The organism is Gordonia sp. 'Campus', from assembly GCF_022206305.1.
Taxonomy (GTDB): domain Bacteria; phylum Actinomycetota; class Actinomycetes; order Mycobacteriales; family Mycobacteriaceae; genus Gordonia.
Map to the genome: position 1 here is coordinate 329,882 of NZ_JAKOIW010000002.1, position 25,794 is coordinate 355,675.

26 protein-coding genes and 4 tRNA genes are annotated in these 25,794 nt (G+C 68.1%); 26 read left to right on the top strand and 4 right to left on the bottom strand.

What is annotated here, in order from left to right; translation table 11 throughout:
* Positions 1 to 104 precede the first annotated feature (104 nt).
* From MAY35_RS03550 to MAY35_RS03565, 4 genes are read left to right on the top strand one after another with little or no spacing between them, the layout of a single operon-like run.
* On the top strand, positions 105 to 743 hold the full coding sequence (locus tag MAY35_RS03550) for a nitroreductase family protein (protein ID WP_238419265.1): 639 nt from the start codon (positions 105 to 107) through the stop codon (positions 741 to 743).
* Positions 740 to 2,350 (top strand): class I adenylate-forming enzyme family protein, encoded by a 1,611-nt coding sequence (locus MAY35_RS03555; protein WP_238419266.1) that lies wholly within the window; start codon positions 740 to 742, stop codon positions 2,348 to 2,350. The genes MAY35_RS03550 and MAY35_RS03555 overlap by 4 nt, the downstream gene beginning before the upstream one ends.
* Positions 2,331 to 2,960 carry a TetR/AcrR family transcriptional regulator gene (locus tag MAY35_RS03560; protein ID WP_238419267.1) on the top strand — a complete coding sequence of 210 codons (630 nt, stop codon included), beginning with the start codon at positions 2,331 to 2,333 and terminating at the stop codon, positions 2,958 to 2,960. The genes MAY35_RS03555 and MAY35_RS03560 overlap by 20 nt, the downstream gene beginning before the upstream one ends.
* Complete coding sequence (locus MAY35_RS03565) at positions 2,957 to 4,051, top strand: CaiB/BaiF CoA-transferase family protein (protein WP_238419268.1); 1,095 nt, start codon at positions 2,957 to 2,959, stop codon at positions 4,049 to 4,051. The genes MAY35_RS03560 and MAY35_RS03565 overlap by 4 nt, the downstream gene beginning before the upstream one ends.
* 40 nt (positions 4,052 to 4,091) lie before the next feature.
* Here MAY35_RS03565 and MAY35_RS03570 read toward each other — a convergent pair.
* The 3 genes from MAY35_RS03570 to MAY35_RS03580 form a co-directional block, all read right to left on the bottom strand.
* Positions 4,092 to 4,166 (bottom strand) — tRNA-Val (locus MAY35_RS03570).
* A gap of 21 nt (positions 4,167 to 4,187) precedes the next feature.
* Positions 4,188 to 4,261: transfer RNA gene (locus MAY35_RS03575), tRNA-Cys, on the bottom strand.
* 22 nt (positions 4,262 to 4,283) lie between these two features.
* A tRNA-Gly gene (locus MAY35_RS03580) sits at positions 4,284 to 4,356 on the bottom strand.
* Positions 4,357 to 4,611: 255 nt separating this feature from the next.
* Between MAY35_RS03580 and MAY35_RS03585 the strand changes: the two genes are divergently transcribed.
* Positions 4,612 to 4,683: transfer RNA gene (locus MAY35_RS03585), tRNA-Val, on the top strand.
* Positions 4,684 to 4,774: 91 nt separating this feature from the next.
* On the opposite strand, the gene MAY35_RS03590 is transcribed toward MAY35_RS03585, so the two are convergent.
* Entirely contained in the window at positions 4,775 to 5,536 is a 762-nt protein-coding gene (locus MAY35_RS03590; RefSeq protein WP_238419269.1) for a GTP pyrophosphokinase family protein, read from the bottom strand.
* 203 nt (positions 5,537 to 5,739) lie between these two features.
* Here MAY35_RS03590 and MAY35_RS03595 point away from each other — a divergent pair, with 203 nt between their 5' ends.
* The 21 genes from MAY35_RS03595 (at position 5,740) to secF (ending at position 25,792) form a co-directional block, all read left to right on the top strand.
* The gene (locus MAY35_RS03595) at positions 5,740 to 7,140 is read left to right on the top strand and encodes a glycosyltransferase 87 family protein (RefSeq protein WP_238419274.1); all 1,401 of its coding nucleotides are present in this window, start codon (positions 5,740 to 5,742) and stop codon (positions 7,138 to 7,140) included.
* Positions 7,141 to 7,197: 57 nt separating this feature from the next.
* Positions 7,198 to 7,683 carry a TIGR02611 family protein gene (locus tag MAY35_RS03600; protein WP_238419275.1) on the top strand — a complete coding sequence of 162 codons (486 nt, stop codon included), beginning with the start codon at positions 7,198 to 7,200 and terminating at the stop codon, positions 7,681 to 7,683.
* Between the two features lie 144 nt (positions 7,684 to 7,827).
* Positions 7,828 to 9,921, top strand: coding sequence for a threonine--tRNA ligase (gene thrS / locus MAY35_RS03605; protein ID WP_238419277.1), 2,094 nt, complete (start codon positions 7,828 to 7,830; stop codon positions 9,919 to 9,921).
* A complete protein-coding gene (locus MAY35_RS03610; protein ID WP_238419279.1) occupies positions 9,914 to 10,474 on the top strand; it encodes an HIT domain-containing protein in 561 nt (186 codons plus the stop codon). The genes thrS and MAY35_RS03610 overlap by 8 nt, the downstream gene beginning before the upstream one ends.
* Before the next feature lie 95 nt (positions 10,475 to 10,569).
* On the top strand, positions 10,570 to 11,283 hold the full coding sequence (pgsA, locus tag MAY35_RS03615; RefSeq protein ID WP_238419281.1) for a phosphatidylinositol phosphate synthase: 714 nt from the start codon (positions 10,570 to 10,572) through the stop codon (positions 11,281 to 11,283).
* A complete protein-coding gene (locus MAY35_RS03620) occupies positions 11,280 to 12,200 on the top strand; it encodes a phosphatidylinositol mannoside acyltransferase (RefSeq protein ID WP_238419282.1) in 921 nt (306 codons plus the stop codon). The genes pgsA and MAY35_RS03620 overlap by 4 nt, the downstream gene beginning before the upstream one ends.
* 58 nt (positions 12,201 to 12,258) lie before the next feature.
* Positions 12,259 to 13,383 carry a glycosyltransferase family 4 protein gene (locus MAY35_RS03625; protein ID WP_238419283.1) on the top strand — a complete coding sequence of 375 codons (1,125 nt, stop codon included), beginning with the start codon at positions 12,259 to 12,261 and terminating at the stop codon, positions 13,381 to 13,383.
* Positions 13,383 to 13,928, top strand: coding sequence for a LemA family protein (locus MAY35_RS03630; protein ID WP_238419288.1), 546 nt, complete (start codon positions 13,383 to 13,385; stop codon positions 13,926 to 13,928). Before MAY35_RS03625 ends, MAY35_RS03630 begins: the two co-directional genes overlap by 1 nt.
* Before the next feature lie 96 nt (positions 13,929 to 14,024).
* Positions 14,025 to 14,936 (top strand): pyridoxal 5'-phosphate synthase lyase subunit PdxS, encoded by a 912-nt coding sequence (gene pdxS / locus MAY35_RS03635; protein ID WP_308192432.1) that lies wholly within the window; start codon positions 14,025 to 14,027, stop codon positions 14,934 to 14,936.
* A gap of 131 nt (positions 14,937 to 15,067) precedes the next feature.
* Positions 15,068 to 15,934, top strand: a complete 867-nt coding sequence (locus tag MAY35_RS03640; protein ID WP_238419289.1) for a PP2C family serine/threonine-protein phosphatase — start codon at positions 15,068 to 15,070, stop codon at positions 15,932 to 15,934.
* Positions 15,935 to 15,945: 11 nt separating this feature from the next.
* Complete coding sequence (locus MAY35_RS03645) at positions 15,946 to 16,725, top strand: hypothetical protein (RefSeq protein ID WP_238419292.1); 780 nt, start codon at positions 15,946 to 15,948, stop codon at positions 16,723 to 16,725.
* A gap of 173 nt (positions 16,726 to 16,898) precedes the next feature.
* Positions 16,899 to 17,390 carry a LuxR C-terminal-related transcriptional regulator gene (locus tag MAY35_RS03650; protein ID WP_238419293.1) on the top strand — a complete coding sequence of 164 codons (492 nt, stop codon included), beginning with the start codon at positions 16,899 to 16,901 and terminating at the stop codon, positions 17,388 to 17,390.
* A gap of 64 nt (positions 17,391 to 17,454) precedes the next feature.
* Entirely contained in the window at positions 17,455 to 18,297 is an 843-nt protein-coding gene (locus tag MAY35_RS03655; RefSeq protein WP_238419295.1) for an acyl-CoA thioesterase II, read from the top strand.
* A complete protein-coding gene (gene pdxT, locus MAY35_RS03660) occupies positions 18,294 to 18,914 on the top strand; it encodes a pyridoxal 5'-phosphate synthase glutaminase subunit PdxT (RefSeq protein ID WP_238419296.1) in 621 nt (206 codons plus the stop codon). Before MAY35_RS03655 ends, pdxT begins: the two co-directional genes overlap by 4 nt.
* Positions 18,915 to 19,088: 174 nt before the next feature.
* Positions 19,089 to 19,844 (top strand): YebC/PmpR family DNA-binding transcriptional regulator, encoded by a 756-nt coding sequence (locus tag MAY35_RS03665; protein WP_238419297.1) that lies wholly within the window; start codon positions 19,089 to 19,091, stop codon positions 19,842 to 19,844.
* A gap of 103 nt (positions 19,845 to 19,947) precedes the next feature.
* Positions 19,948 to 20,517: a crossover junction endodeoxyribonuclease RuvC gene (ruvC, locus tag MAY35_RS03670; RefSeq protein ID WP_238419407.1), complete on the top strand. Its 570-nt coding sequence runs from the start codon at positions 19,948 to 19,950 to the stop codon at positions 20,515 to 20,517.
* The gene (gene ruvA / locus MAY35_RS03675; protein ID WP_238419298.1) at positions 20,514 to 21,107 is read left to right on the top strand and encodes a Holliday junction branch migration protein RuvA; all 594 of its coding nucleotides are present in this window, start codon (positions 20,514 to 20,516) and stop codon (positions 21,105 to 21,107) included. Before ruvC ends, ruvA begins: the two co-directional genes overlap by 4 nt.
* Complete coding sequence (gene ruvB, locus MAY35_RS03680) at positions 21,108 to 22,196, top strand: Holliday junction branch migration DNA helicase RuvB (protein ID WP_238419301.1); 1,089 nt, start codon at positions 21,108 to 21,110, stop codon at positions 22,194 to 22,196.
* Between the two features lie 145 nt (positions 22,197 to 22,341).
* Positions 22,342 to 22,725, top strand: a complete 384-nt coding sequence (yajC, locus tag MAY35_RS03685; RefSeq protein ID WP_238419305.1) for a preprotein translocase subunit YajC — start codon at positions 22,342 to 22,344, stop codon at positions 22,723 to 22,725.
* 245 nt (positions 22,726 to 22,970) lie between these two features.
* Positions 22,971 to 24,593: a protein translocase subunit SecD gene (gene secD / locus MAY35_RS03690; protein ID WP_238419307.1), complete on the top strand. Its 1,623-nt coding sequence runs from the start codon at positions 22,971 to 22,973 to the stop codon at positions 24,591 to 24,593.
* Complete coding sequence (gene secF, locus MAY35_RS03695) at positions 24,590 to 25,792, top strand: protein translocase subunit SecF (RefSeq protein WP_238419310.1); 1,203 nt, start codon at positions 24,590 to 24,592, stop codon at positions 25,790 to 25,792. Before secD ends, secF begins: the two co-directional genes overlap by 4 nt.
* Positions 25,793 to 25,794 lie beyond the last annotated feature (2 nt).

The following is a 25,794-nucleotide window of genomic DNA, read 5'->3' on the forward strand; positions in this document are numbered from 1 at the left end:
CAACACCCGGTTACTAGACCCTCAGAGCCTCTTGACGACGAATTCGAGCTGTGCCACTGTGTCCTCAGTCATACTAACAACGGTTAGTGATCACGGAGGATGACATGGAACTCAGCGAAGCAATGCGCACGACGGGCACCTGCCGCTACTTCAGCGACCGGCCTGTCGAGGACGAGGTGTTGTACCGGGCGTTCGACGACGCGCGCTTCGGTCCGCAGGGCGGCAACCGGCAGCCCGTCCGCTGGGTCGTCGTGCGTGACGAGGCCACGAAGAAGGCCCTCGCCGACCTGTACCTGCCGTTCTGGGAGCCCTACTACAACTCGATCCTGGAGGGCAGCAAGAAGGTCGGCGCCGTTCCGAAGACCATCGAGAGCGCCAACTACTTCGCCCACCACCTCGCCGAGGTTCCCGCCCTGATCGTGGTGTGCGCGGAATTGGACGGGCTGCATCCGACCGATCACGAACTGGGTCGTCTCAGCGTGGTCGGCGGCGGATCGATCTACCCGAGCGTGCAGAACCTCACCCTCGCGCTGCGGCAGCAGGGTGTCGCCACCGCGCTCACCACACTGCTGTGCGCTGCGGAGAACGAGGTCAAGGAGCTCCTGGGGATTCCGGACGACTACCTGACCGCGGCGCACATCGCGGTCGGGTACCCGCGAGACGGCTTCCCGCGCAAGCTCACCCGCAGCCCGGTCGAGGACATCGCGTTCCTCGATCGCTTCGACAACCGGATGTTCGCATGAGCGCGCCCCCGGTGTCCCGTTCCGACCGAACTCTCACCGACGTGCAGAAGTCGCCGCTGGGTCGCGCCACCATCGGCGACCAGTTGCGCAGGCTCGCGAGGTCGCAGGGCTCGACCCCGGCCATCATCGCCTACGACGCCGATGGCGGCCGGTCGTCGACCTCGTACCGCGAGCTGAACGCGATGGCCAACCGGGTCGCGCATGTCCTGCTCGACCTCGGCGTCGGTCGCGGCGACCGGGTGGCGGTCATGAGCCGCAACCGTGTCGAGACGGTCGCCACCTATTACGGGGCACTCAAGATCGGCGCCGCGTACTCGGGTGTGAGCCCACTGTTCCGGGAGGGTGAGATCGCCCAGCAACTCGGCCATCTCGAACCCTCGGTCCTCGTGGTCGAACAGGCCCTGGCCTCGCTCGCCGGGCCCATCGCCGACAGCCTGGGCGTCTCGGTGCTCGTCGTCGGCGAGCCCGAGCCGAATTCGTGGAACTCCTACGATGAGTCGGTCGCTGCGGCGGACGATGCGGAACCGGAATGCGACGTCGACGAACACGACCTCGCGATGATCGTCTACACCAGCGGTACCGAGTCGACGCCGAAAGGTGTCGAGATCGCGCACCGCAACTATCTGATCTCCACCTCGCCCGCGTACACCTGGGGTCTGCGTTGCCGCAACGACGACGTGTGGCTCTACGTCATGCCGTTCCACACCATCGCCGGCATCGGTTCGCTCACCTCCCTGACGCTTCTGGGCGCCACCCTGGTCCTGCCCGCCGCCGTCGATCCGGCCACGTCGCTCCGCATGATCCGCGACGAGAAGATCTCGGTGCTGGCGCAGACCCCGACGTTCTTCATCGCGTTGGCCAACCATCCTGACTTCGGGCCCGACTCCGTCGGTACGGTGCGCCGCTGCTTGACCTACGGGGGACAGGTGTCTCCGCATGCGGTCGACGCGTGGGCCGCCGCCACCCCGGAGTCGGTGTGGGGCACCTACTGGGGTCAGTCCGAACTCACCCAGCTCGGCTCGGTGGGCTGGTTCCGCCGACTCGAGGACGTGCCCGGTCAGGACCCCACGTGGATCGGAAAACCGGTGGGTCATCTCGAGGTGCGCGTCGTCGACGCCGACGGCAACGAGGCCGCGGAAGGTGAACTCCTCTGCCGCACACCGTCGGTGATGCTCGGTTACTTCAAGGACCCCGAGCGCACCGCTCAGGTGCTGGAGGGCGGTTGGGTCCACACCGGTGACATCGTCCGCATCGACGCCGACGGCAACATGTTCTTCCGCGACCGGCGCAAGGACATGATCAAGACCGGCGGTTTCAACGTCGCGTCGCAGGAGGTCGAGCGAGTCCTGCAGGCGCACCCCGACGTCGAACGTGCCGCCGTCGTCGGCTTGCCCGATCCGTACTGGTCCGAGGCCGTCACCGGCTTCGTCGTCCTGCGGTCGGGTGCGGAGGTGAGCGGCGACGACATCCGTGAGTACTGCCGCACCGACCTGGCAAAGTACAAGGTGCCCAAGGCGGTCCACGTCGTCGATGCGCTACCGACCGACGCGCAGGGCAAACTGCTCAAACGCGAGTTGAGGAAGGCCTATGGAACCGGTCAGGGCTGAGGACGACGCGGTCGCGTCGACAACAGGCAGTCGCCGGCCGCGCAGGCGGCGCGACGAGATCGTCGAGGCCGCCGCGCGGTACTTCGCCGATCACGGGTACTCCAACGCCGGGATGCGCGACATCGCGCAGGCGGTGGGTATGCGCGGAGCGAGTCTGTACAACCACTTCCAGTCCAAGGAGGAGATCCTCTACGCGATCGCCCTCCGGATGACCGAGGACCCGCAGCAGGATCTGCTCCTGCTCGAGGGTGAGGGCGGTCCCGTCGAACGGTTGACGAACCTGGTCGAAGCACACGTGCGACGCCTGGCGCGTCACCGCGTGGAACACCTTGTCGCACTCCGGGAGCTGTCGGCGCTGACCCCGGAACACCGGCGCGTGGTCACCGACTACCGGAAGTACTACCAGCGGCGGATTCGCGATGTCGTCGACGCCGGTGCCCGGTTGGGGATGTTCGAGGTGCGTGACCCGCACCAGTCGGCCATCGCGGTGCTGGACCTGATGAACGGGATCAGCTGGTGGCTCAACGATTCTCATGATGTCGACCAGCTGGTGCGGGATTACGTCGACTTCACCATCAACGGCGTGCTCCACCACCGGCCGGTGCGGTGAGCGGGCCGCTCGCGGGCGTGCGGGTGGTGGAGATGCCCGGCCTGGGCCCGACCCCGCATGCGTGCATGATGCTCGCCGACCTCGGAGCCGATGTCGTCCGGCTTCGCCGCCCCGGCCCCGAGCCGGCCGGCCCGGACGGGATCGTCGATGCCGATGCCGGGCTCTACCGCTCGCGTCGCAGCGTCGACGCCGACCTCAAGAACCCTGACGATCTCGCCGGAATCCGCGAGATGATCTCGCGCGCTGATGTTCTCGTCGAGGGTTTCCGGCCGGGGGTGATGGAACGACTCGGCCTCGGGCCCGAGATCTGTGACAGCGCACCTCATCTGATCTACGCGCGGATGACCGGCTGGGGCCAGTACGGCGACCGAGCTCACTCCGCGGGCCACGACATCAACTATCTCGCCGTGACCGGCCTGTTGGAGGCGATGGGGCCGGCCGGTGTTCCACCCATACCGCCGCTGTCGCTCGTCGGTGACTTCGGCGGAGGGTCGATGCTGCTGGTCGTCGGCGTGCTCGCCGCCCTGCACGAGCGTGAGCGCAGTGGTCGGGGACAGGTGATCGACGCCGCGATGGTCGACGGTGCGGGTCTGTTGGCGCAACTGCAGTGGTCGTGGAAGGCTGCCGGGCGCTGGGCATCCCGCGACGAGGGCAATCTGCTCGACGGCTCGGCGCCCTTCTACGCAACGTACCGGTGTGCCGACGGGAAGTTCGTCGCCGTCGGTGCCCTCGAGGAGAAGTTCTGGCGCAATGTGGTCGAGACCCTGGGTCTCGGTGACCTGCCGGACCGGTGGGATCGCTCTGCGTGGCCGGTCATCTCGGCCGCTCTCGCCGCACGGTTCGGGACCCGCTCGCGCGACGAGTGGGCCGCGACGTTCGACGCCGTCGACGCCTGCGTCACTCCGGTTCTCGACTTCGATGAGGCCGTGACCGACCCGGTCGCCGTGCAGCGGGGAAGTCACGTGCGCGTCGACGGGGCCGTCCAGGCCGCGCCCGCGCCGCGGTTCTCACGTTCGGAGCTGCGGGTTCCTGTGGCTCCCACCCAGTCCGCGCTCGGGGACATCGTCGACGAGTGGGCAGAACCGGCGTAACCGCCGCAACAGAAAACCCCCGACATGGTCGGGGGTTTTGTGGTGCGCGATACAAGGATTGAACTTGTGACCTCTTCCGTGTCAGGGAAGCGCTCTCCCACTGAGCTAATCGCGCGGGAATGGAGTTGTGTTGACTTGGAGGTGGCGACGGGAATCGAACCCGTGTGCACGGCTTTGCAGGCCGTTGCCTCACCACTCGGCCACGCCACCATCTGCGAGTCGACTCGCGCCGAGCGGATGACGGGATTCGAACCCGCGACCCTCACCTTGGCAAGGTGATGCGCTACCAGCTGCGCTACATCCGCATGCCCACGAGCGATCTTGTGGATCGTCTTGCTCGCGGTGCGAAGAGAAACTTACGCGATGGTCTCCGAACTATCCAAATCGCCTGGTCAGCGCGTTGGTGCCGAGCAAATTCCCAGCGTGTGATTCATCTGGGGCCTGCGTTGAGGTGGCAGTGACGTGGAACACCCGTGGGATTTGGGAGTTGCGGCTCCTGGCGTGTAATCTTCTGCCTCGTGCACAGGCGCCTGTGACATCTCGATGCAAGCGCCGGACACGGTCCCGTGGCTCAGTGGAAGAGCGTCCCGTTCACACCGGGAAGGTCGCTGGTTCGATCCCAGCCGGGACCACCGAATGCAAGAGCCCCGCCGAGTCGCCGGCGGGGCTCTTGTCGTTGCGGGCCGCGTGCGACGACGCATTCCACAGACACGATCTACGGAGTCATGGAGCGTCCGGCCGGATTTCCAGGTCTTTCGGCACAGGAGAATGCTGCCGCAGATACCGGATCACGTCATCGTCGATGGGGCTCCGACCCGTACCGGAGCCGTCGCCGTGAACCTCTGCGTGCAGCCGTTCCATCCGCTGATCCAGTTCGTTCGCGGTGCGGGCCGCCGAGGCAAGTTCGGTCGCCAGATGATCGGGGACATCGCCGTCGTACTTGTAGAAGATCTTGTGTTCCAGAGTGGCCCAGAAGTCCATCGCCACGGTTCGGATCTGGAGTTCGACGACGACCTCGACGGGCCCGGTGGACAGGAAGACCGGAATCGCGACGATCGCGTGCAGGCTCTTGTAGCCATTGGGTTTGGGTGCCGCGATGTAGTCCTTGATCTCGATCACCCGGATGTCGTCGTGCGACGTGAGTGTTTCCAGGATTCGGTAAGTGTCGGCGATGAAGCTGCACGTCACGCGGATGCCCGCGATGTCGGTCAGCTGTGCGCGAATCGAGGTCAGGTCGGGGGCGATGCCTTTGCGCATGGCCTTGCGCAGGATGCTCTCGGGGGTCTTGACCCGCGAGGTCACGTGTTCGATCGGGTTGTAATGGTGCAGGTGGAGGAACTCGGTGCGCAGAATGGTCACCTTGGTCAGGATCTCGTCGACCGCGAACTGGTGTTCCATCTGAAACCGGGTCATGTCGTCCCGGAGTCGCGTGAGATCGCCGAGGATCTCTCGGTCGATCGGACTGTCGCTGTCGCTGGCTGTCATCGGTCCTCCGCGGTGTCACGAGCGATGGACGCACGACGGCCACCGACCATCAACGATAGAAGCCGGCGGGCGCTGCCGGCGCCGCGTCGAGGACGCGCCACCCGGCCCGGAACGTCGGCGGGCGGGATCGAGTCCGTAGCGAGTGTTCCAGGCCCACGGCGCTTCGAGTGAGCTGGCTCACAAACCGGGAGTAGTCTCGCCGCGTGGCCCCCAAGACTGCCGTCGAACCGCCGGAGTCGCCACGTTCCGCGCCCGCACCGATACCGGGGGTCGCGGTCATCGTGGCCGCCGTGTTCGCACTGGGCGTGATCGTCTGGCACATCACGGCCATCCCGATCACGAACCCGTTCTACGGACTGTTCGAGAACGCCACGGACGTGCGGGTCTATCGCTCGGGAGCGGCGACCGTGCTCGACGGCCGTTCGCTGTACGACGACCCGGTGCTGTGGCGACTGCACTTCACCTACCCACCCTTCGCCGCTGTCGTGCTCGTCCCGCTCGCCGTCGTGGGTCAGGCGGTGGCCGCCATCTGCTGGTGGGCACTCGGATTCATCGCCCTGGCCGGCGTCATCGCGATGGGATTGCGCAGTCTGAACTACCGTGTCGACGCGCGGCTGGTCGCCTTCGCGGTTCTGCTCGCCGTCGCGTCGACCGCGCTCGAACCCATTCGCACGACCATCTGGCTCGGTCAGATCAACATCATCGTGATGACCCTGATCCTCGTCGACCTCGTGTTTCTCCGGCCGACGTCGCGGTGGCGGGGGATCGGCATCGGTCTCGCCGCGGGTCTCAAACTCACGCCGCTCTTCGTGATCGTCTACCTGGTGCTGACCCGGCAATGGCGGGTCGCGGGCACCGCGCTCGCGACCTTCGCGGGCACCATCGTGGTCGGGTTCCTCGTCATCCCGGGGGACGCATGGGCGTACTGGACGCGTCACCTCGTCGACACCGACCGGATCGGCCGGGCTGACTCGCCGGCCAATCAATCGGTGCGCGGGGGACTGTCGCAGATGCTCGCGTATTTCGACATCGGACGTTTCGCCGACGCCGGGCCCGGGGGACCGGTGTACCAACCGCCGGTGTGGCTGTGGGTGCCGGCCGCGCTGATCGTCGTCGTGGTCGGCCTGTGGGCGGCGATCGTCGCCCACTCGGAGTCGAGGGAGTTGCTCGCGGCGACGATCGTCGGGATGACGATGTGCGCGGTGTCCCCATTCGCGTGGGGCCACCACTGGGTGTGGTGCGTCCCCCTGCTCGTCGTCACTCTCGACCTCGCGATGCGACGGGGCACGACGGCCGGTACCTGGTGGTACTGGCTGGGGCCCGTGGGTGTCGTCGCGTCGACGTTCACCTGGTGGCGTCACTGGTGGGACAGCGGCCCGTACCTGACCTCCGACCATGCGATCGCGCTGGGACTGTTCATGATGCCGCGGGTCGCGGACGGGCAACCCTGGAACGTCGCCCTCGTCCTCCTCTATTCGTGGTGCTACCCGATGCTGCTCGGGATCACCGCCCTGGCGACGTTGGTCGGCACCCTGCGCGCGCGTCGTCGACGACGGCCTCCGAGGCGGTCGTCGCGGACCGAGGATGTCGTCGCGGTCGCGTAATCTGGACCCCACTTCTCGCGGCCAGACACCGGAGCCGCTCGACCAGGGTGGGAGACCATGTCGACATCGGGGGCCAGGGAGTCCGGGGCGACGAGATCACCGGCCGCGACGCGTCCTGTCCCTCGCGGGTCCCGGTGGCACCGTTTCCGCATCCGCGCCCGGCATCGTCGGTACCTCGTCCGGAACAACCCGCGCTGGCACCGGGTGTACCGCATCGCCGTCGGTGTCGTCGGGAGCATCGTCTTGGTGTGCGGCATCATCGCGATCCCATACCCCGGACCCGGGTGGCTCATCGTTTTTCTCGGACTCGGCATCCTCGCCTCCGAATTCGACTGGGCGCACCGGTTGCTCAAGTTCGCCCGGTCCAAGTACGACGCCTGGATGGAATGGATCGGCAGGCAGCACTGGTCGGTGCAGGCCGTGTTCTGGGTCGGCACATGCCTGATCGTGCTGGCGACGCTGTGGTTGCTCGGTCTCCTGTCGACGGTCGCCGGGTGGGTCGGCCTCGACTACGACTGGCTGGCGAGTCCCATCCTCGGGTGAGTTCGGACCGCCTGCGGACCCGCGTCGGACCGTCAGCGGTAGGGGTGCACTCCGCGGTCGGTGGCGCGGATACCATCAGAGTCGCAAACGTCCCGTCCCGGACGCGTCTTGACGTGTCCTCCCCCCGACCCTAGGAGCGCCCCCGTGCCCGACGACGTCCAGGTGACCAGCCCCGCCACCATCCGTGTGCCGGCTGGGACGACCGCGGGCACCGCACTGCGCGAGGCCGAGCTGCCCAACAAGGGACCGGGCGCCATCGTCGTCGTCCGTGATGCGGCCGGAGATCTGCGCGATCTGTCCTGGGCGCCCGACGCCGACACCGACGTCGAACCGGTCGCGGCCGACACCGAGGCCGGGCGCAGTGTGATCCGGCATTCGACTGCACATGTTCTCGCGCAGGCGGTCCAGGAACTGTTCCCCGACGCCAAGCTCGGCATCGGCCCGCCCATCAAGGACGGCTTCTACTACGACTTCGACGTCGCCGAACCCTTCACGCCCGAGGACATCGCCGCCCTCGAGAAGAAGATGAAGCAGATCGTCAAGTCGGGGCAGCGGTTCTCCCGCCGTGTCTACGCCTCCAAGGACGAGGCGCGAACCGAACTGGCTGCCGAGCCGTACAAGCTCGAACTCATCGACGACAAGGGCGCCGCCGACGACGCCGAGGTCATGGAGGTCGGCGGCGGCGAACTGACGGTCTACGACAACCTCAATCCGCGTACCGGTGACCGGATCTGGTGCGATCTGTGCCGCGGACCACACGTGCCGACGACCAAGTACATCGCGGCGTTCAAACTGACCCGCAGCTCGGCGGCCTATTGGCGCGGCGACCAGGCCAACGCCGGCCTGCAGCGCATCTACGGCACCGCCTGGGAGTCGGCAGAGGCGCAGGAGGCCCACCTCGCCATGCTCGCCGAGGCCGAGAAGCGCGACCATCGCCGCCTCGGTTCCGAACTCGACCTGTTCAGCTTCCCCGACGAGATCGGGTCCGGGCTGCCGGTGTTCCACCCCAAGGGCGGGATCATCCGCAAAGAACTCGAGGACTACTCGCGGTTGCGGCACTCGCAGGCCGGGTACGAGTTCGTCTACACCCCGCACGCGACCAAGGGCGATCTGTTCAAGAAGTCGGGTCACCTCGACTGGTATGCCGACGGCATGTACCCGCCGATGCAGCTCGACGAGGAGGTCGACGCCGACGGCGTGGTCCGGCGCCCGGCCATCGACTACTACCTCAAGCCGATGAACTGCCCGATGCACAACCTGATCTTCAACTCGCGTGGCCGTTCGTATCGTGAACTGCCGCTTCGCTTGTTCGAGTTCGGCACGGTGTACCGGTACGAGAAGTCGGGCGTCGTCCACGGCCTGACCCGTGCACGCGGCTTCACCCAGGACGACGCTCACATCTATTGCACCCGGGAACAGATGGGCGAGGAGGTGCGGTCGCTGCTGCAGTTCGTGCTCGACCTGCTCCGCGACTACGGACTCGACGACTTCTACCTGGAGTTGTCGACCCGGAACCCGGACAAGTCGATCGGGTCGGACGAGGCGTGGGAAGAGGCCACGGAGGTCCTGCGCGACGCCGCGTCGAGCTTCGGTCTCGACCTCGTCGACGATCCCGGGGGTGCGGCGTTCTATGCGCCGAAGATCTCCGTCCAGGCCCGCGACGCCATCGGCCGGACGTGGCAGATGTCGACCATCCAGGTCGATCTGATGCTGCCGGACCGGTTCGAGATGGAATACACCGGTTCCGACGGCGCCAAGCACCGGCCGGTGATGATCCACCGGGCGCTGTTCGGGTCGATCGAGCGGTTCTTCGGTGTGCTCACCGAGCACTATGCGGGCGCGTTCCCGGCGTGGCTCTCCCCGGTGCAGGTCGTCGGAATCCCGGTCGCGGAGGCGTTCGTCGATCATCTGCAGGGTGTCGTCGGCGAGTTGGTCGCCGCGGGCATCCGTGCCGAGGTGGACTTCTCCGACGACCGCATGCAGAAGAAGATCCGCAACCACACCACCGGCAAGGTGCCGTTCATGCTGCTCGCAGGCGAACGGGATGTGGAGGCGGGTGCGGTGAGCTTCCGGTTCCGCGACGGCACGCAGGTCAACGGCGTGCCTGTCGGCGACGCGGTCGCCGCGATCACCGCGTGGGTCGCGAGCCGGCGCAATGAGTCGCCGACCAAGGACCTGCTCGAGGAGGCACTCGGCGAGGTGGAGACGGTGGTAGTCGCGGGGGCGCTCGATGAGTGACGCGACGGCCGGGTCGCCGGGCGAGATCCGGGACGAGGGTGTCGGGATCGGTGACCGCCTGCAACGGCTGTGGAGTCCGCACCGGATGACCTACATCGCCGACCCGCAGCCGGCGGAGAAGAGCGGTCACCCGTTCCTCGACATCCCGACCATGTCCGACGAGGACGGCCTCATCGTGGCGCGCGGCGAGGCGGTCTACGCGGTGCTCAACCTGTACCCGTACAACCCGGGCCACACCATGGTGGTGCCCTACCGTCAGGTCGCCGACCTCGAAGACCTGACGGCCACCGAGTCCGCGGAGTTGATGGCCTTCACGCAGCGGATGATCCGGACCATCAAGTCGGTGTCGAATCCCAACGCGTTCAATGTCGGTCTGAATCTGGGGTACGCCGCGGGCGGCTCCTTGTCGGAGCACCTACACCAGCACATTGTGCCCCGATGGATGGGCGACGCGAACTTCATCACGATTGTCGGCGAGACCAAGGTGATGCCACAGTTGCTCCGCGACACCCGCGGACTGCTTGCGGAGGCATGGCAGCGGCTCGGCGACTGACGCGTGCGACAGGCGATGGGTGAACGAAGTCAGACGATGAGTGACCGGGGCGCGTCGGTGCGCGGCGCGCGGCGACATGGGGAAGGAACTCGGCGATGCTGAGCATTCTGGGTCGGGCGTCGGTCTCCAAGGTGACCCTCCCGATGGGACGCGCTCTCCTGCGCACCGGGCTGACCCCGGACATCATGACCGTGATCGGCACGCTGGCGACCGTCGCGGCCGCCCTGACGCTGTTCCCGATGGGTCACCTGTTCCTGGGCACACTGGTCATCTGGTTGTTCGTCATGTTCGACATGCTCGACGGCGCGATGGCCCGGGCCCGGGGCGGCGGCACACGGTTCGGCGCGGTGCTCGACGCCACGTGCGACCGCATCGCCGACGGCGCCATCTTCGCCGGTCTGGTGTGGTGGTGCACGGTGACCGAACCCCACCATCTGCTGCTGGTGGCCACACTCATCTGCCTGGTGACCTCACAGGTCATCTCGTACGCGAAAGCGCGCGCGGAGGCGAGCGGGCTGTACGGCGACGGCGGCCTCATCGAGCGTCCCGACCGGCTCATCATCGTGCTCGTCGGCACCGGGATCACCGGTCTCGGCGTCGACTGGGCCGTACATGTCGCGATGTGGCTGCTCGCCGTGGGCAGCGTGATCACCGTCGGACAGCGCATGTGGTCGATCTCGGAGTCACCCGGCGCCCGCGACCTGATTCCCATTCCCGCCGAGACCGACGAGTCCGCCGCAGCAGGGGAGTCCGACGATCGGCCCGGTGCCGGTCCGGACGATTCCGTCCCACCGGCGGGGCATCGATGACCGACGTCGGCGCGCTGGCCGCGGACCTCGGTTACCGGGCGGGCTGGGCCGCGGTCCGGTGGGCACCGGAACGGGCTGCCCGCGCCGCGTTCGACAAGGCCGGGTCATTCGCCGGGCGACGCAACGGGGGCCCGGACCAGTTGCGGCGCAACCTTGCCCGCGTCGTCGGCGTCGATCCGGCCGAAGTCCCCGACGACCTCCTCGCCGACGCGATGCGGTCCTACGCCCGGTACTGGTGTGAAGCCTTCCGACTCCCGGCCCAGGACCGGGCGACGGTGTCGTCGACCGTCACTCTCCCCGACGACGACCGGGCCCGGCTCGACGCCGCGCTCGCACGCGGCAAGGGAGTGGTCCTCGCCTTGCCGCACACCGGCAACTGGGACATGGCCGGGGTGTGGTTGGTCCACCACTACGGCCGGTTCGCCACCGTCGCCGAACGGTTGAAACCGGAATCGCTGTTCGACCAGTTCGTCGCCTACCGGGAGTCCCTCGGCTTCGAGATCTTCCCGCTCAGCGGTGGGGAGCAACCACCGTTCGGACGGCTCGCGGAGCGGTTGCGCGCCGGGGGCATCGTCTGTCTGCTCGGTGAGCGTGACATCGCCCGGCACGGGGTCCCGGTGTCCTTCTTCGGTGAACAGACCCGCATGCCGGCCGGATCGGCGCGGTTGGCGATCGAGACCGGGGCGGCACTGATGCCGGCACATCACTGGTTCGAGGAGGCGCCGCGTTCCCGGATGTCCTGCGGTGAGCCGATCGACGTCTCCGGTGGGGTGGCGGCGGCGACCCAGGCGCTCGCGGACGCCTTCGCTGCGAACATCGCCGCCCATCCCGCGGACTGGCACATGTTGCAGCCGCTCTGGGAGGCCGACTGGACCGACCGGCAGCGGCAACGCGTGGAACAGGATCCCCAACAGTGACTTCAGCGACCGAGCGCCCGACGACCGCGGACCTGGGGACCGGATCCAGGGGAGTGGCATGAGAATCGGGATGATCTGCCCCTACTCGTTCGACGTGCCGGGCGGTGTCCAGGCACACGTCACCGAACTGGCCGACGTCTTCCTCGACCGTGGTCACGAGGTCAGCGTGCTGGCCCCCGCGGGTCGTGACACCGAACTGCCGGAGTATGTCGTGCGAGCCGGGCCGGCCCTGGCCATCCCGTACAACGGCTCGGTGTCCCGGGTGAACTTCAGCCCGAAAGGCTATCTGCGTCTGCGACGCTGGATCGCGGAGAACGGTTTCGACGTCCTGCACGTCCACGAACCGAACTCGCCGAGCATCTCGATGCTCTCCCTCATGGTGGCGTCGGGACCGATCGTCACCACGTTCCACACCGCCACGTCGAAGTCGTTGTGGCTCAGCGTCTTCCAGGGGATTCTGCGGCCGTATCACGAGCGGATCACCGGCAAGATCGCCGTGTCGGAGCTGGCTCGCCGCTGGCAGATGGAGTCGCTCGGCTCGGACGCGGTGGAGATCCCCAACGGGATCAACGTGTCGTCCTTCGCCGACGCCGCGCCGCTCGAGGGGTATCCGCATCCGGGCGGGACGATCCTGTTCCTGGGCCGATTCGACGAACCCCGCAAGGGCATCGACGTGTTGATGCGTGCGCTTCCGTCCGTGGTCGCGAGATTCCCCTACGTCCGGGTGCTGGTCGTCGGCGGCGGCAATCAGGCGGCGCTGCGCCGGCGGGCGGGCACGCTGGCGGACCACCTGGTCTTCCTCGGCCAGGTGGACGACGCCACCAAGGCGCGGGCACTGGCCTCCGCGGACGTCTACTGCGCGCCGAACCTCGGCGGGGAGAGCTTCGGGATCGTGCTCGTCGAGGCGATGGCGGCCGGCGCCGCGGTCATCGCGAGCTCGCTCAACGCCTTCCGCCGGGTCCTCGACGACGGGCGCGCAGGCCGACTGGTCGAGACCGGTTCGCCCGAAGAGCTCGCCGCGGGCATCGTCGAACTGCTCTCCGACCCCGAGGCCCGGGAACGACTGGTCGCTGCGGGTCGCGTGCGGGCCGACAAGTACGACTGGTCGAGGGTCGCCGACCAGATCCTGAGGGTGTACGACACGGTGACGGTCGGCGCCGGGCCGGTCGTGGTGTCCGACTGATGGCCACCTGGATCGTCGTCGGGGTCGTCGCGGCGCTGCTCGTCATCGGGTGGGCCTACCACACGGCGAACCGGCTCGACCGTCTCAACGTCCGCGTCGACCTCGCACGCCAGGCGCTGGAGTCGACCCTCGACAGACGCTCGGTGGTCGTACGGGCGGTCGCCGCCGAGATGATCGCGGGCGCTCCCGATGGGGGATACCGCAAGTCCGACGACGACGAGGTGGCCGTGTCGGCCCGTGCGCTCATGACCCTGGCCGATCGCGCCGAACGTGCCGCGCCCTCCGATCGAGAGGACGCCGAGAACGCCTTGTCGGCGGCGCTGGCGCGCACGGATTCGCGACGGCGCTCGCCGGCGCTGGTGGTCGAACTCGCCGATGCCGAGACGAGGGTGATGATGGCGCGACGCTTCTACAACGATGCGGTCCGCGACACCCGCGCCCTGGCGCAGCGCCGTCCGGTCCGGTGGCTGCGACTCGGTGGCCACGCCTCCCCGCCGGAGTACTTCGAGATCATCGAACGCGTCACCCCAGGCCAGGCGGACTGATCCCTCGTGGGAGGGGATCCGCCGCTCACCTAGACTGGTCGCAGGACCGCCGCCGTGAACGCGGCAGGTCGAGACTGCGACACGAGGAGATTTTCAGTGAGTCACAACGGCGCGACCGTTCCCGAGGTCGGCCAGGGCACCGCCCGGGTCAAGCGCGGCATGGCCGAGATGCTCAAGGGCGGCGTGATCATGGACGTGGTCACCCCCGAACAGGCGAAGATCGCCGAGGACGCCGGCGCGGTCGCGGTCATGGCCCTCGAACGTGTCCCCGCCGACATCCGCGCGCAGGGTGGGGTCTCCCGCATGAGCGACCCGGACATGATCGACGGCATCATCGCCGCGGTCTCGATCCCGGTGATGGCCAAGGCGCGCATCGGTCACTTCGTCGAGGCGCAGGTCCTGCAGAGCCTCGGCGTGGACTACGTCGACGAGTCGGAGGTACTGACCCCGGCCGACTACAGCAACCACATCGACAAGTGGGCGTTCACCGTGCCGTTCGTGTGCGGGGCCACCAATCTCGGTGAGGCGCTGCGTCGTATCACCGAGGGTGCGGCGATGATCCGCTCCAAGGGCGAGGCCGGAACCGGCGACGTCTCCAACGCGACCACCCACATGCGCAAGATCCGCGACGAGATCCGACGGCTGACCTCGCTGCCCAAGGACGAGTTGTACGTGGCGGCAAAGGAACTGCAGGCGCCCTACGATCTGGTGGCCGAGGTCGCCGAGGCCGGCAAGCTCCCGGTGACCCTGTTCACCGCGGGCGGTATCGCGACTCCCGCCGACGCCGCGATGATGATGCAGCTCGGCGCCGAGGGCGTGTTCGTCGGTTCGGGCATCTTCAAGTCCGGCAACCCGGCCCAGCGGGCGGCCGCGATCGTGCAGGCCACCACCTTCCACGACGATCCCGACGTGCTCGCCAAGGTGTCGCGCGGACTGGGCGAGGCGATGGTCGGCATCAATGTCGATGACATCCCCCAGCCGCACCGCCTCTCCGAGCGCGGCTGGTGACCGATTCGTCCGGAATGTAGCTGCTCAGCACCACCTTTCACCTCCGCGAGGCCCTCGCCCAACACGCCCGACGACGAACAGTCGACATGCGTGGCGGGTCGGGGGCCTCGCGGCGGTAGTATCTGCTGATCATGGATGCGGCGACCATCGTTCGAGATGCCTCGGTCTCGGGCACACACATCGTGGGTGATTTGCGGCTCGAGTGGTCCGCCGCGTGCAATGTCGGCAGGGTCCGAGAGACGAACGAGGATGCGGCCCTGGCCTTGCCGGGCATGTACCTCATCGCCGACGGTATGGGTGGACACGACAGCGGCGAACTCGCCAGCGAGGCAGCGCTGCTGACCCTCTCCGAGGCGACGAGCGCGGGTGAGCTGAAGGCCACCCAACTGCAACTCGACGACCTGCTGCTCGCCGCGCAACGGCGGATCGGCGAGATCGACACCGAGACCGACCGGCGGGCGGGCACCACGGCCACCGGCGTCGTGCTCGTCACGCACGACCAGGCCCCGCACTGGCTGGTCCTCAACATCGGCGACTCGCGGACCTATCGTTTCCAGAACGGCTCGCTGAACCAGCTGACGATCGACCACTCGCAGGTCCAGGAGTTCATCGACGCCGGGTTCCTGACCCCCGAGCAGGCCCGAACCGACCCGCGGCGCAACGTGATCACACGTGCGCTCGGTGCCGGGATGATCGATCCGGTGGCCGACTACTCGACCACCCCGGTCTATCCGGGCGACGTGCTGCTGGTGTGCACCGACGGACTGACCGGTGAGCTCCCCGACGAGGAGATCGGCGACATCCTGCGGCACGCGTCGGGGTCGCAGGAGGCGTCCGAGCGGTTGGTCGACGCCGCGCTGGCCCTCGGCGCACACGACAACGTGACCGTGATCGTGGTGACCGTCCACGAGTCGGTCCCGACGCTGACGATGCCCGCGCTCGACGGGGCGGCCGCGGGGGAGGCCGCCGGGCAGGCCCCGGCCCCCGACGCGAGCTGATCGGAGATCTCATGACCACGGGTCACGATCGGGCCCCGACCTCCGCGGACCCCGACGACTCCGGCACCGACACACCGCTCGACTCCGGCGCGACCTATGTCGAGTACTGCGGCGAGCGCATCGCCCTCGACGCCGAACGCCGGTTCTTCATCGGGCGTGAGGCCGATCTGTCGATCGACGACAACCCCTATCTCCACCGTCGATTCCTGGTGATACACAACGAGAACGGTTTGTGGTGGCTCACCAATCTCGGCACCCATCTGTCGGCGAGTGTGTCCGCGGGCGATGTCGGGTTCTCCGCGACGCTGGGGCCGGGCGCGCGTATGCCGCTCGTCTTCGGTGAGACCACCATCGTGTTCACCGCGGGCCCGACGACCTACGAGCTGAGTCTTTTTGCCCGGGCGCCGCAGGTGAAGTCAGTGACCCGCCCGGAATACAGCGGCGGACACACCACCCAGGGCGTGCCGACGCTGACCGAGAGCCAGAAACTGCTCATCATCGTGCTGGCCGAGGAGATCCTGCGCCGTGAGGGGACCGGGGCGAGTGCGATCCCGTCGTCGGCACAGGCCGCTCGTCGCCTCGGGTGGCCCATCACCAAGTTCAATCGCAAACTCGACAACGTCTGCGACAAGCTCGACCAGCTCGGCGTCAGCGGGATGCGGGCCGGCGGGGGCAAACTCGCCAGCAACCGCCGGACGAAGCTCGTGGAGTACGCGGTGTCCTCCCGGATCGTGACTCGCGAGGACCTGCCCCTCATTGATGCCGAGGCGGCCCGCAACGCCGCCGGTTGACCGGCGACCCCGTCTTGCGGGGCTGTGACCTGCGGTGACCCGACTGGGTAGTTCTCCCCATGGGGAGGGGAGTTCTCCCCATCGACCCCGCGGTCGAAGCCTCATAATCTTCAACTCATCACCGGGACACCCCGGACGACCACCGGTTCGAATGAGTGAAGAGGAAGCACACAATGACTGCGATCGCCCATCAGGCCCCCCAGCACCTGCGCTCGGTCAACCCTCATCGTGACGCCGCGGCGCTCGCCCGCCGGCAGGAAGCCCTCGCGCGGCTCGCGGCGCGCCGCATGCCGCTGCCGGGGCATCAGCTGCAGCCCTCGCGTCCGGGGCAGGCCGCCGGTCTGGCCCACCGCTCAGGGCACCCCCACCTGCACCGTCCGGTGGCCGCTCCGGTGTCGATGGAGATCCCGGCGCCCGCCGAGGTGACCGCCGACCGGGCGAAGCCGAGTCTCACCTCGCGCGAGGTCGAGGTGCTGCGCACCTGGATGCTCGTGGACTCGAAACCGGCAGTGGCGCAACAGCTCTACATCTCCCTCGGCACGGTCAACACCCACCTGACCCGCATCCGGGCCAAGTACGCCGAGATCGGCCGTCCGGCCCCGACCAAGGCGTCACTCGTCGCCCGGGCCATCCAGGACGGGATCATGACGCTCGACGAGCTCTGATCGCGGAACGTTTGGCCGGCGGGCAGGGGAGAGCCCACCGGTCCGGTGCGCGATACTGGTCTGCGTGGCAGCCATCGAGGACATACTCCAGGTCGAGCAGATCGACAATGACATCTACCGTGGCGGTGCCTTCCCGAGTCGCCTGCAGCGCACCTTCGGCGGTCAGGTCGCGGGCCAGGCCCTGATGTCGGCGACCCGGACGGTATCCGAGGAGTTCGACGTCCACTCGTTGCACGGCTACTTCCTGCGCCCCGGCGACCCGGACCGTCCGGCGGTGTTCCTCGTCGACCGCATCCGCGACGGACGATCCTTCGTGACCCGGCGGGTGACCGGAGTCCAGAACGGCGAGGCCATCTTCACCATGTCGGCGTCGTTCCACGTGCGCACCGATGAAGGCTACGAACACCAGGACCGGATGCCCCCGGTACTGCGGCCGGACGAGCTCGCCGACCGATCCGAAGAGCTGAGTGAGAGCGAGCGGGCGGTCTTCCAGGAGTGGCGCAACTTCGACCTCCGCATCGTCCCGGCGGACAAACTGGTCACCTCGCCGTATTTCGCTGCGCAGCAACGGGTCTGGTTCCGCTACCGGCACCCGTTGCCCGACGACACGGTCTTCCACGTCGGCACGCTCGCCTACATGAGCGACATGACCCTGATCGGTTCGTCGCGCGTGCCGCATCCGGACTCCAAGCCGCAGGTGGCCTCCCTCGACCACGCCATGTGGTTCATGCGGCCGTTCCGCGCCGACGACTGGCTCCTCTACGACCAGACCTCGCCGTCGGCGGGAGCCGGACGCGCACTCACGCAGGGGCGGATCTTCGACCTGCAGGGACGACTCGTGGCCGCGGTCACCCAGGAGGGCCTGACCCGCACCGGGCGGCGCGACCCCGCCCGGACCGATCGGTGACCGCGACGAACCGGCCGCGTATCGGGGTCCTCGCGCTGCAGGGTGACGTCCGCGAGCACGTCCACGCGCTCGAGGCCAGCGGTGCCGATGCCATCGCCGTCCGTCGTCCGGCCGAGCTCGACGAGATCGACGGCATCGTCATTCCGGGCGGCGAGTCGACCACGATGAGCAAGTTGCTCGGCATCTTCGACCTGTTCGACCCGCTGGCGGCGAAACTGTCCGACGGCCTGCCCGCCTACGGGTCCTGCGCGGGCATGATCATGCTCGCGTCCACGATCCTCGACACCCGCCCCGACGCGCGGCACCTCGATGCCCTCGATGTGACGGTGCGCCGCAACGCATTCGGCCGCCAGGTCGAAAGCTTCGAGACCGATCTCGACTTCACCGGGATCACCGACGCCGACGGTGCCGACCCGATGCGGGCGGTGTTCATCCGGGCGCCCTGGGTCGAAACGGTGTCGCCGGAGGTCGAGGTTCTCGCGCGGGTGCCCGACGGTCCCGCGGCCGGCCGGATCGTCGCGGTCCGTCAGGGGAAGGTCCTCGCCACGTCGTTCCATCCGGAGGTGACCGGCGACCGGCGCGTACATGAATACTTCGTGGAGATGGTGCGTCGGTAAGATCGTGCCGGACCATCGGTAGACCACCCGGCGGTGACCCGCCCAGCGGTACACCACGAGCCCCGGCACGAGCCGGGAAACGATCGAGCAGGGCGACCGAGCAGAGCAACAGGAGCGCCGGACGCGGGCAGCGGCCCGCGGCACGTGCCGGCGCCGGGAAAGGAATCGACGGACATGAGCGGCCACTCCAAATGGGCCACCACCAAGCACAAGAAGGCGGCCATCGACGCCAAGCGCGGCAAGATGTTCGCGAAGCTCATCAAGAACATCGAGGTGGCGGCGCGGACCGGTGGCGGTGACCCGTCGGGCAACCCGACGCTGTTCGACGCGATCCAGAAGGCCAAGAAGTCCTCGGTCCCCAACGACAACATCGAGCGGGCCCGCAAGCGTGGCGGCGGTGAAGAAGCGGGCGGCGCCGACTGGCAGACCATCATGTACGAGGGCTACGGGCCCAACGGTGTCGCCGTTCTCATCGAGTGCCTCACCGACAACCGCAATCGCGCCGCGGGCGAGGTACGCACCGCCATGACCCGCAACGGCGGCAACATGGCCGACCCGGGTTCGGTGTCCTACCTGTTCACCCGCAAGGGCGTGGTCACGCTGGAGAAGAACGGACAGTCCGAGGACGACGTCCTCATGGCCGTGCTCGACGCAGGCGCCGAAGAGGTCACCGACCTCGGCGAGTCCTTCGAGATCGTCAGCGAGCCCGGCGATCTGATCGCCGTACGCAGCGCACTCCAGGAAGCCGGTATCGACTACGACTCCGCGGAGGCGAGCTTCCGGGCGTCGGTCGAGGTCGCCGTCGACGCCGACGGTGCGCGCAAGGTGTTCAAGCTCATCGACGCGCTCGAGGACTCCGACGACGTCCAGAACGTGTACAGCAACGTCGACATCAGCGACGAGGTCCTCGCCGAACTGGAGAACGACTGAGCGTCGGGCGTCCGGTGTGTTGCTGACCGGACTCGTCCGTCCCTGCCGATAGAATCTCGAACAACTGTTCGCAAGAGGTTCGTCGATGCCTGGGAGGGTACGAGTGCGTGTCATGGGCGTCGATCCGGGTCTGACCCGGTGCGGCATCGCGCTGGTGGAGTCGGGACGCGGCAGGTCGGTGACGGCACTCGACGTCGACGTCGTACGGACGCCGAGCGACATGGAGCTCGCCGAGCGGTTGCTCGCGATCTACACCTCGGCGTCCCACTGGCTCGATGTCCACCAGCCCGATGTGGTGGCCATCGAGCGCGTCTTCGCGCAGAACCAGGTGTCCACCGCGATGGGGACCGCGCAGGCCGGCGGTGTCATCGCCCTCGCCGCCTCACAGCGCGACGTCCCGGTGCGATTCCACACGCCGTCGGAGGTGAAGGCCGCGGTGACCGGCAGCGGCCGCGCCGACAAAGCACAGGTGACCGCGATGGTCACCCGCATCCTGGGGATGCAGACCAAGCCGAAGCCCGCTGATGCGGCCGACGCACTCGCGCTGGCGATCTGCCATTGCTGGCGAGGACCGATGATGGAGCGCATGGCCGCCGCGCAGAAGCAGGCCGATGCCGCCGCGGCGCGACACCGCGCGCGTGTGGCGCAGTCCCGAGAGGGGAGTCGCGCATGATCGCGTCAGTTCGCGGACCGGTACTCGAGGTGGCCCTCGACCACGCCGTGATCGATTGTGCGGGTGTGGGTTACCGCGTCCTCGCGACGCCCGCGACGCTGTCGCGGTTGCGTCGGGGTGACGAGGCCACGCTGCTGACCTCGATGATCGTCCGCGAGGACTCGATGACGCTGTACGGGTTCACCGAGCCCGACGCGCGGGCTCTGTTCGCGCTGCTGCAGACCGTCACCGGCGTCGGTCCGCGGCTGGCGATGGCGACACTCGCGGTTCTCGAACCCGACGCGTTGCGCCGGGCGCTCGCCGAATCCGACACCAAGGCCCTCACCTCGGTGCCCGGCATCGGCAAACGGGTGGCCGAGCGGTTGTGCGTCGAACTGCGGGACAAGGTCGACCGCCCCGCGGGTGAGCCGACCGTCGGGATCGCCGCCGTCGGCGGAATCCGGGAGCAGGTCACCGAGGCCCTCGTCGGGCTGGGCTTCACCGCGGCGCCGGCCGAGAAGGCGGTCAACGCGGTACTCGCCGACCATCCGGACGCCGACGCGTCGACGGCACTCCGGCATTCGCTCTCGCTCCTGGGCAAGGCGTCGTAGATGTTCGACGACACAGACGACCTCGAGGACCGGGACGTGAGCGCCACCCCGGTGCGCTCCGACGGCGATCTCGACGCCGGCCTGCGCCCGAAGTCGCTCGCCGATTTCATCGGGCAGCCGCGCGTCTGCGAGCAGCTCGAACTCGTGTTGCACGGCGCCAAGGGTCGGGGCGGCACCCCCGATCACATCCTGCTCTCGGGGCCGCCGGGACTCGGCAAGACGTCGCTCGCGATGATCATCGCGTCGGAGATGGGTGCCGCCATCCGGGTGACCTCGGGCCCGGCGCTCGAACGCGCGGGTGATCTCGCCGCCATGCTGTCCAACCTGGTCGAGGGCGACGTCTTGTTCATCGACGAGATCCACCGCATCGCGCGTCCCGCGGAGGAGATGCTCTACCTCGCCATGGAGGACTTCCGCGTCGACGTCGTGGTCGGCAAGGGGCCGGGCGCCACCTCGATCCCGTTGGATGTCGCACCGTTCACACTGGTCGGCGCCACGACGCGGTCGGGGTCGCTGACCGGACCGCTGCGCGACCGCTTCGGGTTCACCGCGCACATGGAGTTCTACGAACCCGAGGAACTCGTCCTGGTGCTGCACAGGTCGGCAGGCATCCTGGGGATGGAACTGCGCGGCGACGCGGCGGGGGAGATCGCCCGTCGGTCCCGCGGCACGCCGCGCATCGCCAACCGCCTGCTGCGCCGGGTCCGTGACTACGCCGAGGTGCGCGGTGACGGCTCCATCACGGTGGACGTCGCCCGGGCGGCCCTCGCGGTCTACGACGTCGACGACCTGGGGTTCGACCGTCTCGACCGCGCCGTCCTCGACGCCCTGATCCGTGCGTTCGGCGGGGGACCGGTCGGTGTGTCCACGCTTGCCGTTGCCGTCGGCGAGGAACCCGCGACCGTCGAGGAGGTGTGCGAGCCGTTCCTCGTCCGAGCCGGGATGATCGCGCGCACCCCGCGTGGACGGGTCGCGACCGCCGCCGCCTGGCATCACCTCGGACTCACCCCGCCTGCCGGTGCGATGAACGCCACTTTCGGCGTGCGTCCGCGCGAGGTCGGGGCGGACACGCTCTTCGACGATCTCTGACCACCGCACCACCTGCGGGGATGACCTCCGCGTCAGACGTGGCACACTGTGTGGAGCACAGCTGAGCCGATGGCCGCACAGGACCCGTCCCGACGCCGCTCGCTCAAGCCGTACATCCCGATACACAAAGGACTGACTCTCACCCATGGACGCTCTGCTCTTCCCGCTCCTGCTCGCCCTGCTGGCCGGCTTCATGTTCCTGTCGATGCGGAAGCAGAAGAAGCGCGTGGCCGAGATGCAGGAGATGCAGAACTCGGTGTCCACCGGCACCCGCGTGCAGCTCACGTCGGGCCTGTTCGGCACCGTGATCGACGCGAGCTCGCCCGACGTCGTCGACGTGGAGATCGCGACCGGTGTGGTCACCCGCTGGAACCGACTGGCCGTCATGCGCGTCGTCCCCACCGACGAGGCCGCCGCGACCTACGCCGGTCACGTCGCCCCGGAGAGCGATCCGGCCGACTACGACGACGTCGATTCGGTCAGCCTGGACAAGCCCGCCGCGGACGACGCGCGCGACAACGACAAGTAAGCCGGACCAGCGCCGCGTCGTCGAGGCGACGCGGCGCGCCCATCTGTTCCCCGTTCCATGCCGCGTTCCCGCGCGCCACGACCACGGAGCAGACGGGTCATGCCGGTTCACACGCCTGTCGGCCGGCTGACGCTCTCAAGGAGACCTGAACAGCTGTGACAACTCCCTCTCGGACTTCAGGGAAGGACCGGACTGCGAGGAAGCGGTCGCGACCGACTCGTGAGATCCCGCCGTGGCGGCCCCTGATGGCCTTCATCGGTCTGCTCGCGATCGTCTACGGCCTGATCTTCTTCACCGGTCCGCAGACGATCGAGCCGAAGCTGGGCATCGATCTCCAGGGCGGCACGCGGGTGACGCTGACCGCACGCACCGAGGACGGCAAGACGCCCACTCGGGAGCAGCTCGACCAGGCCAAACAGATCATCGAGCAGCGCGTCAACGGTCTCGGTGTCTCGGGTTCCGAGGTCGTCGTCAGCGGTGACAACCTGATCATCACGGTGCCCGGTCAGGACGGCGCCCAGGCCAAGTCCCTGGGACAGACCGCACGTCTGTACGTCCGCCCGGTCATCGGGCAGCCGGTGATGGCGACCCCGCAGCCGCCGAAGCCCGAGGGGGCCGACGGCACCGACGAACAGACCAACGCGCTGCCCACCGAGGCCGCGGCCGCGGCCATCGAGGAGCAGCGGAAGCTGCGTCAGGCACCGGGGAACGCGAACCAGGAGCAACTGGCGGCCCTGCAGCAGCAGATGGCCAAGATGGACTGCACGCCCACGGCGAACGACCCGCTGCTGGGCAACGACAGGCCGGACCAGTACCTGGTGGCCTGCTCGACCGACGGCAGCGAGGTGTATCTCCTCGGCCCACAGATCATCGACGGCCGCGACATCAAGAACGCCAACGCGGGCACCGACCCACAGACCGGCGAATGGGTGGTGACCCTCGAGTTCGAGGGCAAGGCCGCTGACTTCTGGCCCAAGTACACCGCCGAACAGGCCCCCAATCGCACCCAGACAGCGTTCACGCTCGACTCGCGGGTCGTCTCCGCGCCCGCCATCAACGAACCCATCCCGGGTGGTCAGACGCGGATCAGCGGTGGCAGCGCGAGCCCGTTCACCGAGTCGTCGTCCAATGAGCTCGCCAACGTGCTCAAGTACGGTTCGCTACCGCTGTCGTTCACCGCGTCCGATGCCGAGACCATCTCGGCGACACTGGGTCTCGCCTCGCTGCAGGCAGGTCTCATCGCCGGCCTCGTCGGCCTGATCGCCGTGTTCATCTACGCGCTGGCCTACTACCGGATGCTGGGCATCCTGACGATGCTGTCGCTGGTGGTCGCCGGCGCCATGGTCTACGGCATCATCGTGCTGCTCGGACGCTGGATCGGGTTCACCCTCGACCTCGCGGGCATCGCCGGCCTGATCATCGGTATCGGTATGACCGCCGACTCGTTCGTCGTGTATTTCGAGCGCATCAAGGACGAGATGCGCGAGGGACGCAGCTTCCGGTCGGCTGTTCCGCGAGGCTGGGTGAGCGCACGGCGCACCATCTGGTCGGGTAACGCGGTCAGCTTCATCGCCGCCGCCGTCATCTACATCCTGGCCATCGGCGAGGTCCGTGGTTTCGCGTTCACGCTGGGCCTGACGACGATCCTCGACGTCATGGTCGTGTTCCTCGTCACCCACCCGCTGGTGGTCTACGCGAGCCGGTCGTCGTTCCTGTCCAAACCCAGCGTCAACGGCCTGGGGGCGATCAGCGAGGTCGCGCGCCGGCGCCGCATCGCGTCACGCCGGGTGGCGGGCGACGACACGACCGCGACCCCGCAGGCGGAGGACACCGCCGACACCATCCGTGAGAAGGGAACGGTGCGATGACCGGTCCGGACAAGCCAGCCGCCGGCTCCTCGGCAGTTCTCGATACGGAATCCACCCAACCGGGTTCCGACGCGGACTTCGTCGCCGACCGGGAGCGGTCGTTCTTCTCCCGCCTCTACACCGGCACCGGTGCCTTCGAGATCGTGGGCCGCCGTCGGATGTGGTACGGCATCACCGCGGCGATCCTGCTGGTCTGCCTCGCGTCGATCGGAATCCGGGGGTTCACGCTCGGGATCGACTTCGAGGGCGGCACTCAGATGTCGGTCCCGGTCGTGTCGTCGGAGGTCACCGCGGAGGGCGTCGAAGAGGTTGTCACCTCGGCCCTCGGCGAAGAACCCGAATCGGTGCAGACCGCGGGCTCCGGCGGGAGCGAGACCGTACAGGTGCGCACCGAGACCCTCGACCTCGCCCAGGCGGAGTCGGTGACCCGTGCGCTGTCGGACAGGTTCGGACCCGAACTGTCCCCGGCGGAGGTCAGCATTTCCGACGTGAGCTCCACGTGGGGACGCGAGATCACCGAGAAGATGATCCTCGCGCTCGCGGTCTTCCTCGTGATCGTCTTCGTCTACATCGCCGTCCGGTTCGACCGGGAGATGTCGATCGCGGCGATGGCATCGCTGTTCTTCGACATCGTGTGCACGGCCGGCATCTACTCACTCGTCGGCTGGGAGGTCACGCCCGCGACGATCATCGGTCTGCTGACCATCCTCGGTTTCTCCCTCTACGACACCGTGGTGGTGTTCGACAAGATCGCGGAGAACACGAGATCGGTCCTGCAGACGACGCGTCGCACCTACGCCGAGCAGGCGAACCTCGGCGTCAACCAGACGCTGATGCGATCGATCAACACCACGGTGATCTCGGTGCTGCCGATCATCGCACTGATGATCATCGCGGTGTGGCTGCTCGGGGTGGGCACCCTCAAGGACCTCGGTCTCATCCAGCTGGTGGGCGTCATCGTGGGCGCATACTCGTCGATCTTCCTGGCCGCGCCGCTGCTGGCGACGCTCAAGGAGCGTCGCCCCGATGTCGCGCGACACACCGAGCGTGTCCTCCGTCGCCGCAACGGGCTCGAAACCGGGACGGCCGACGAGCAGCGTCCGGTCCGTGGCCGCCGCCGTGCAACGGGGTCCGCGGTCGTCGACACCGACGACGCGGACCGGGCGGTCCCGACCGGTAAACGTCGCCGCAACCGCTAGTC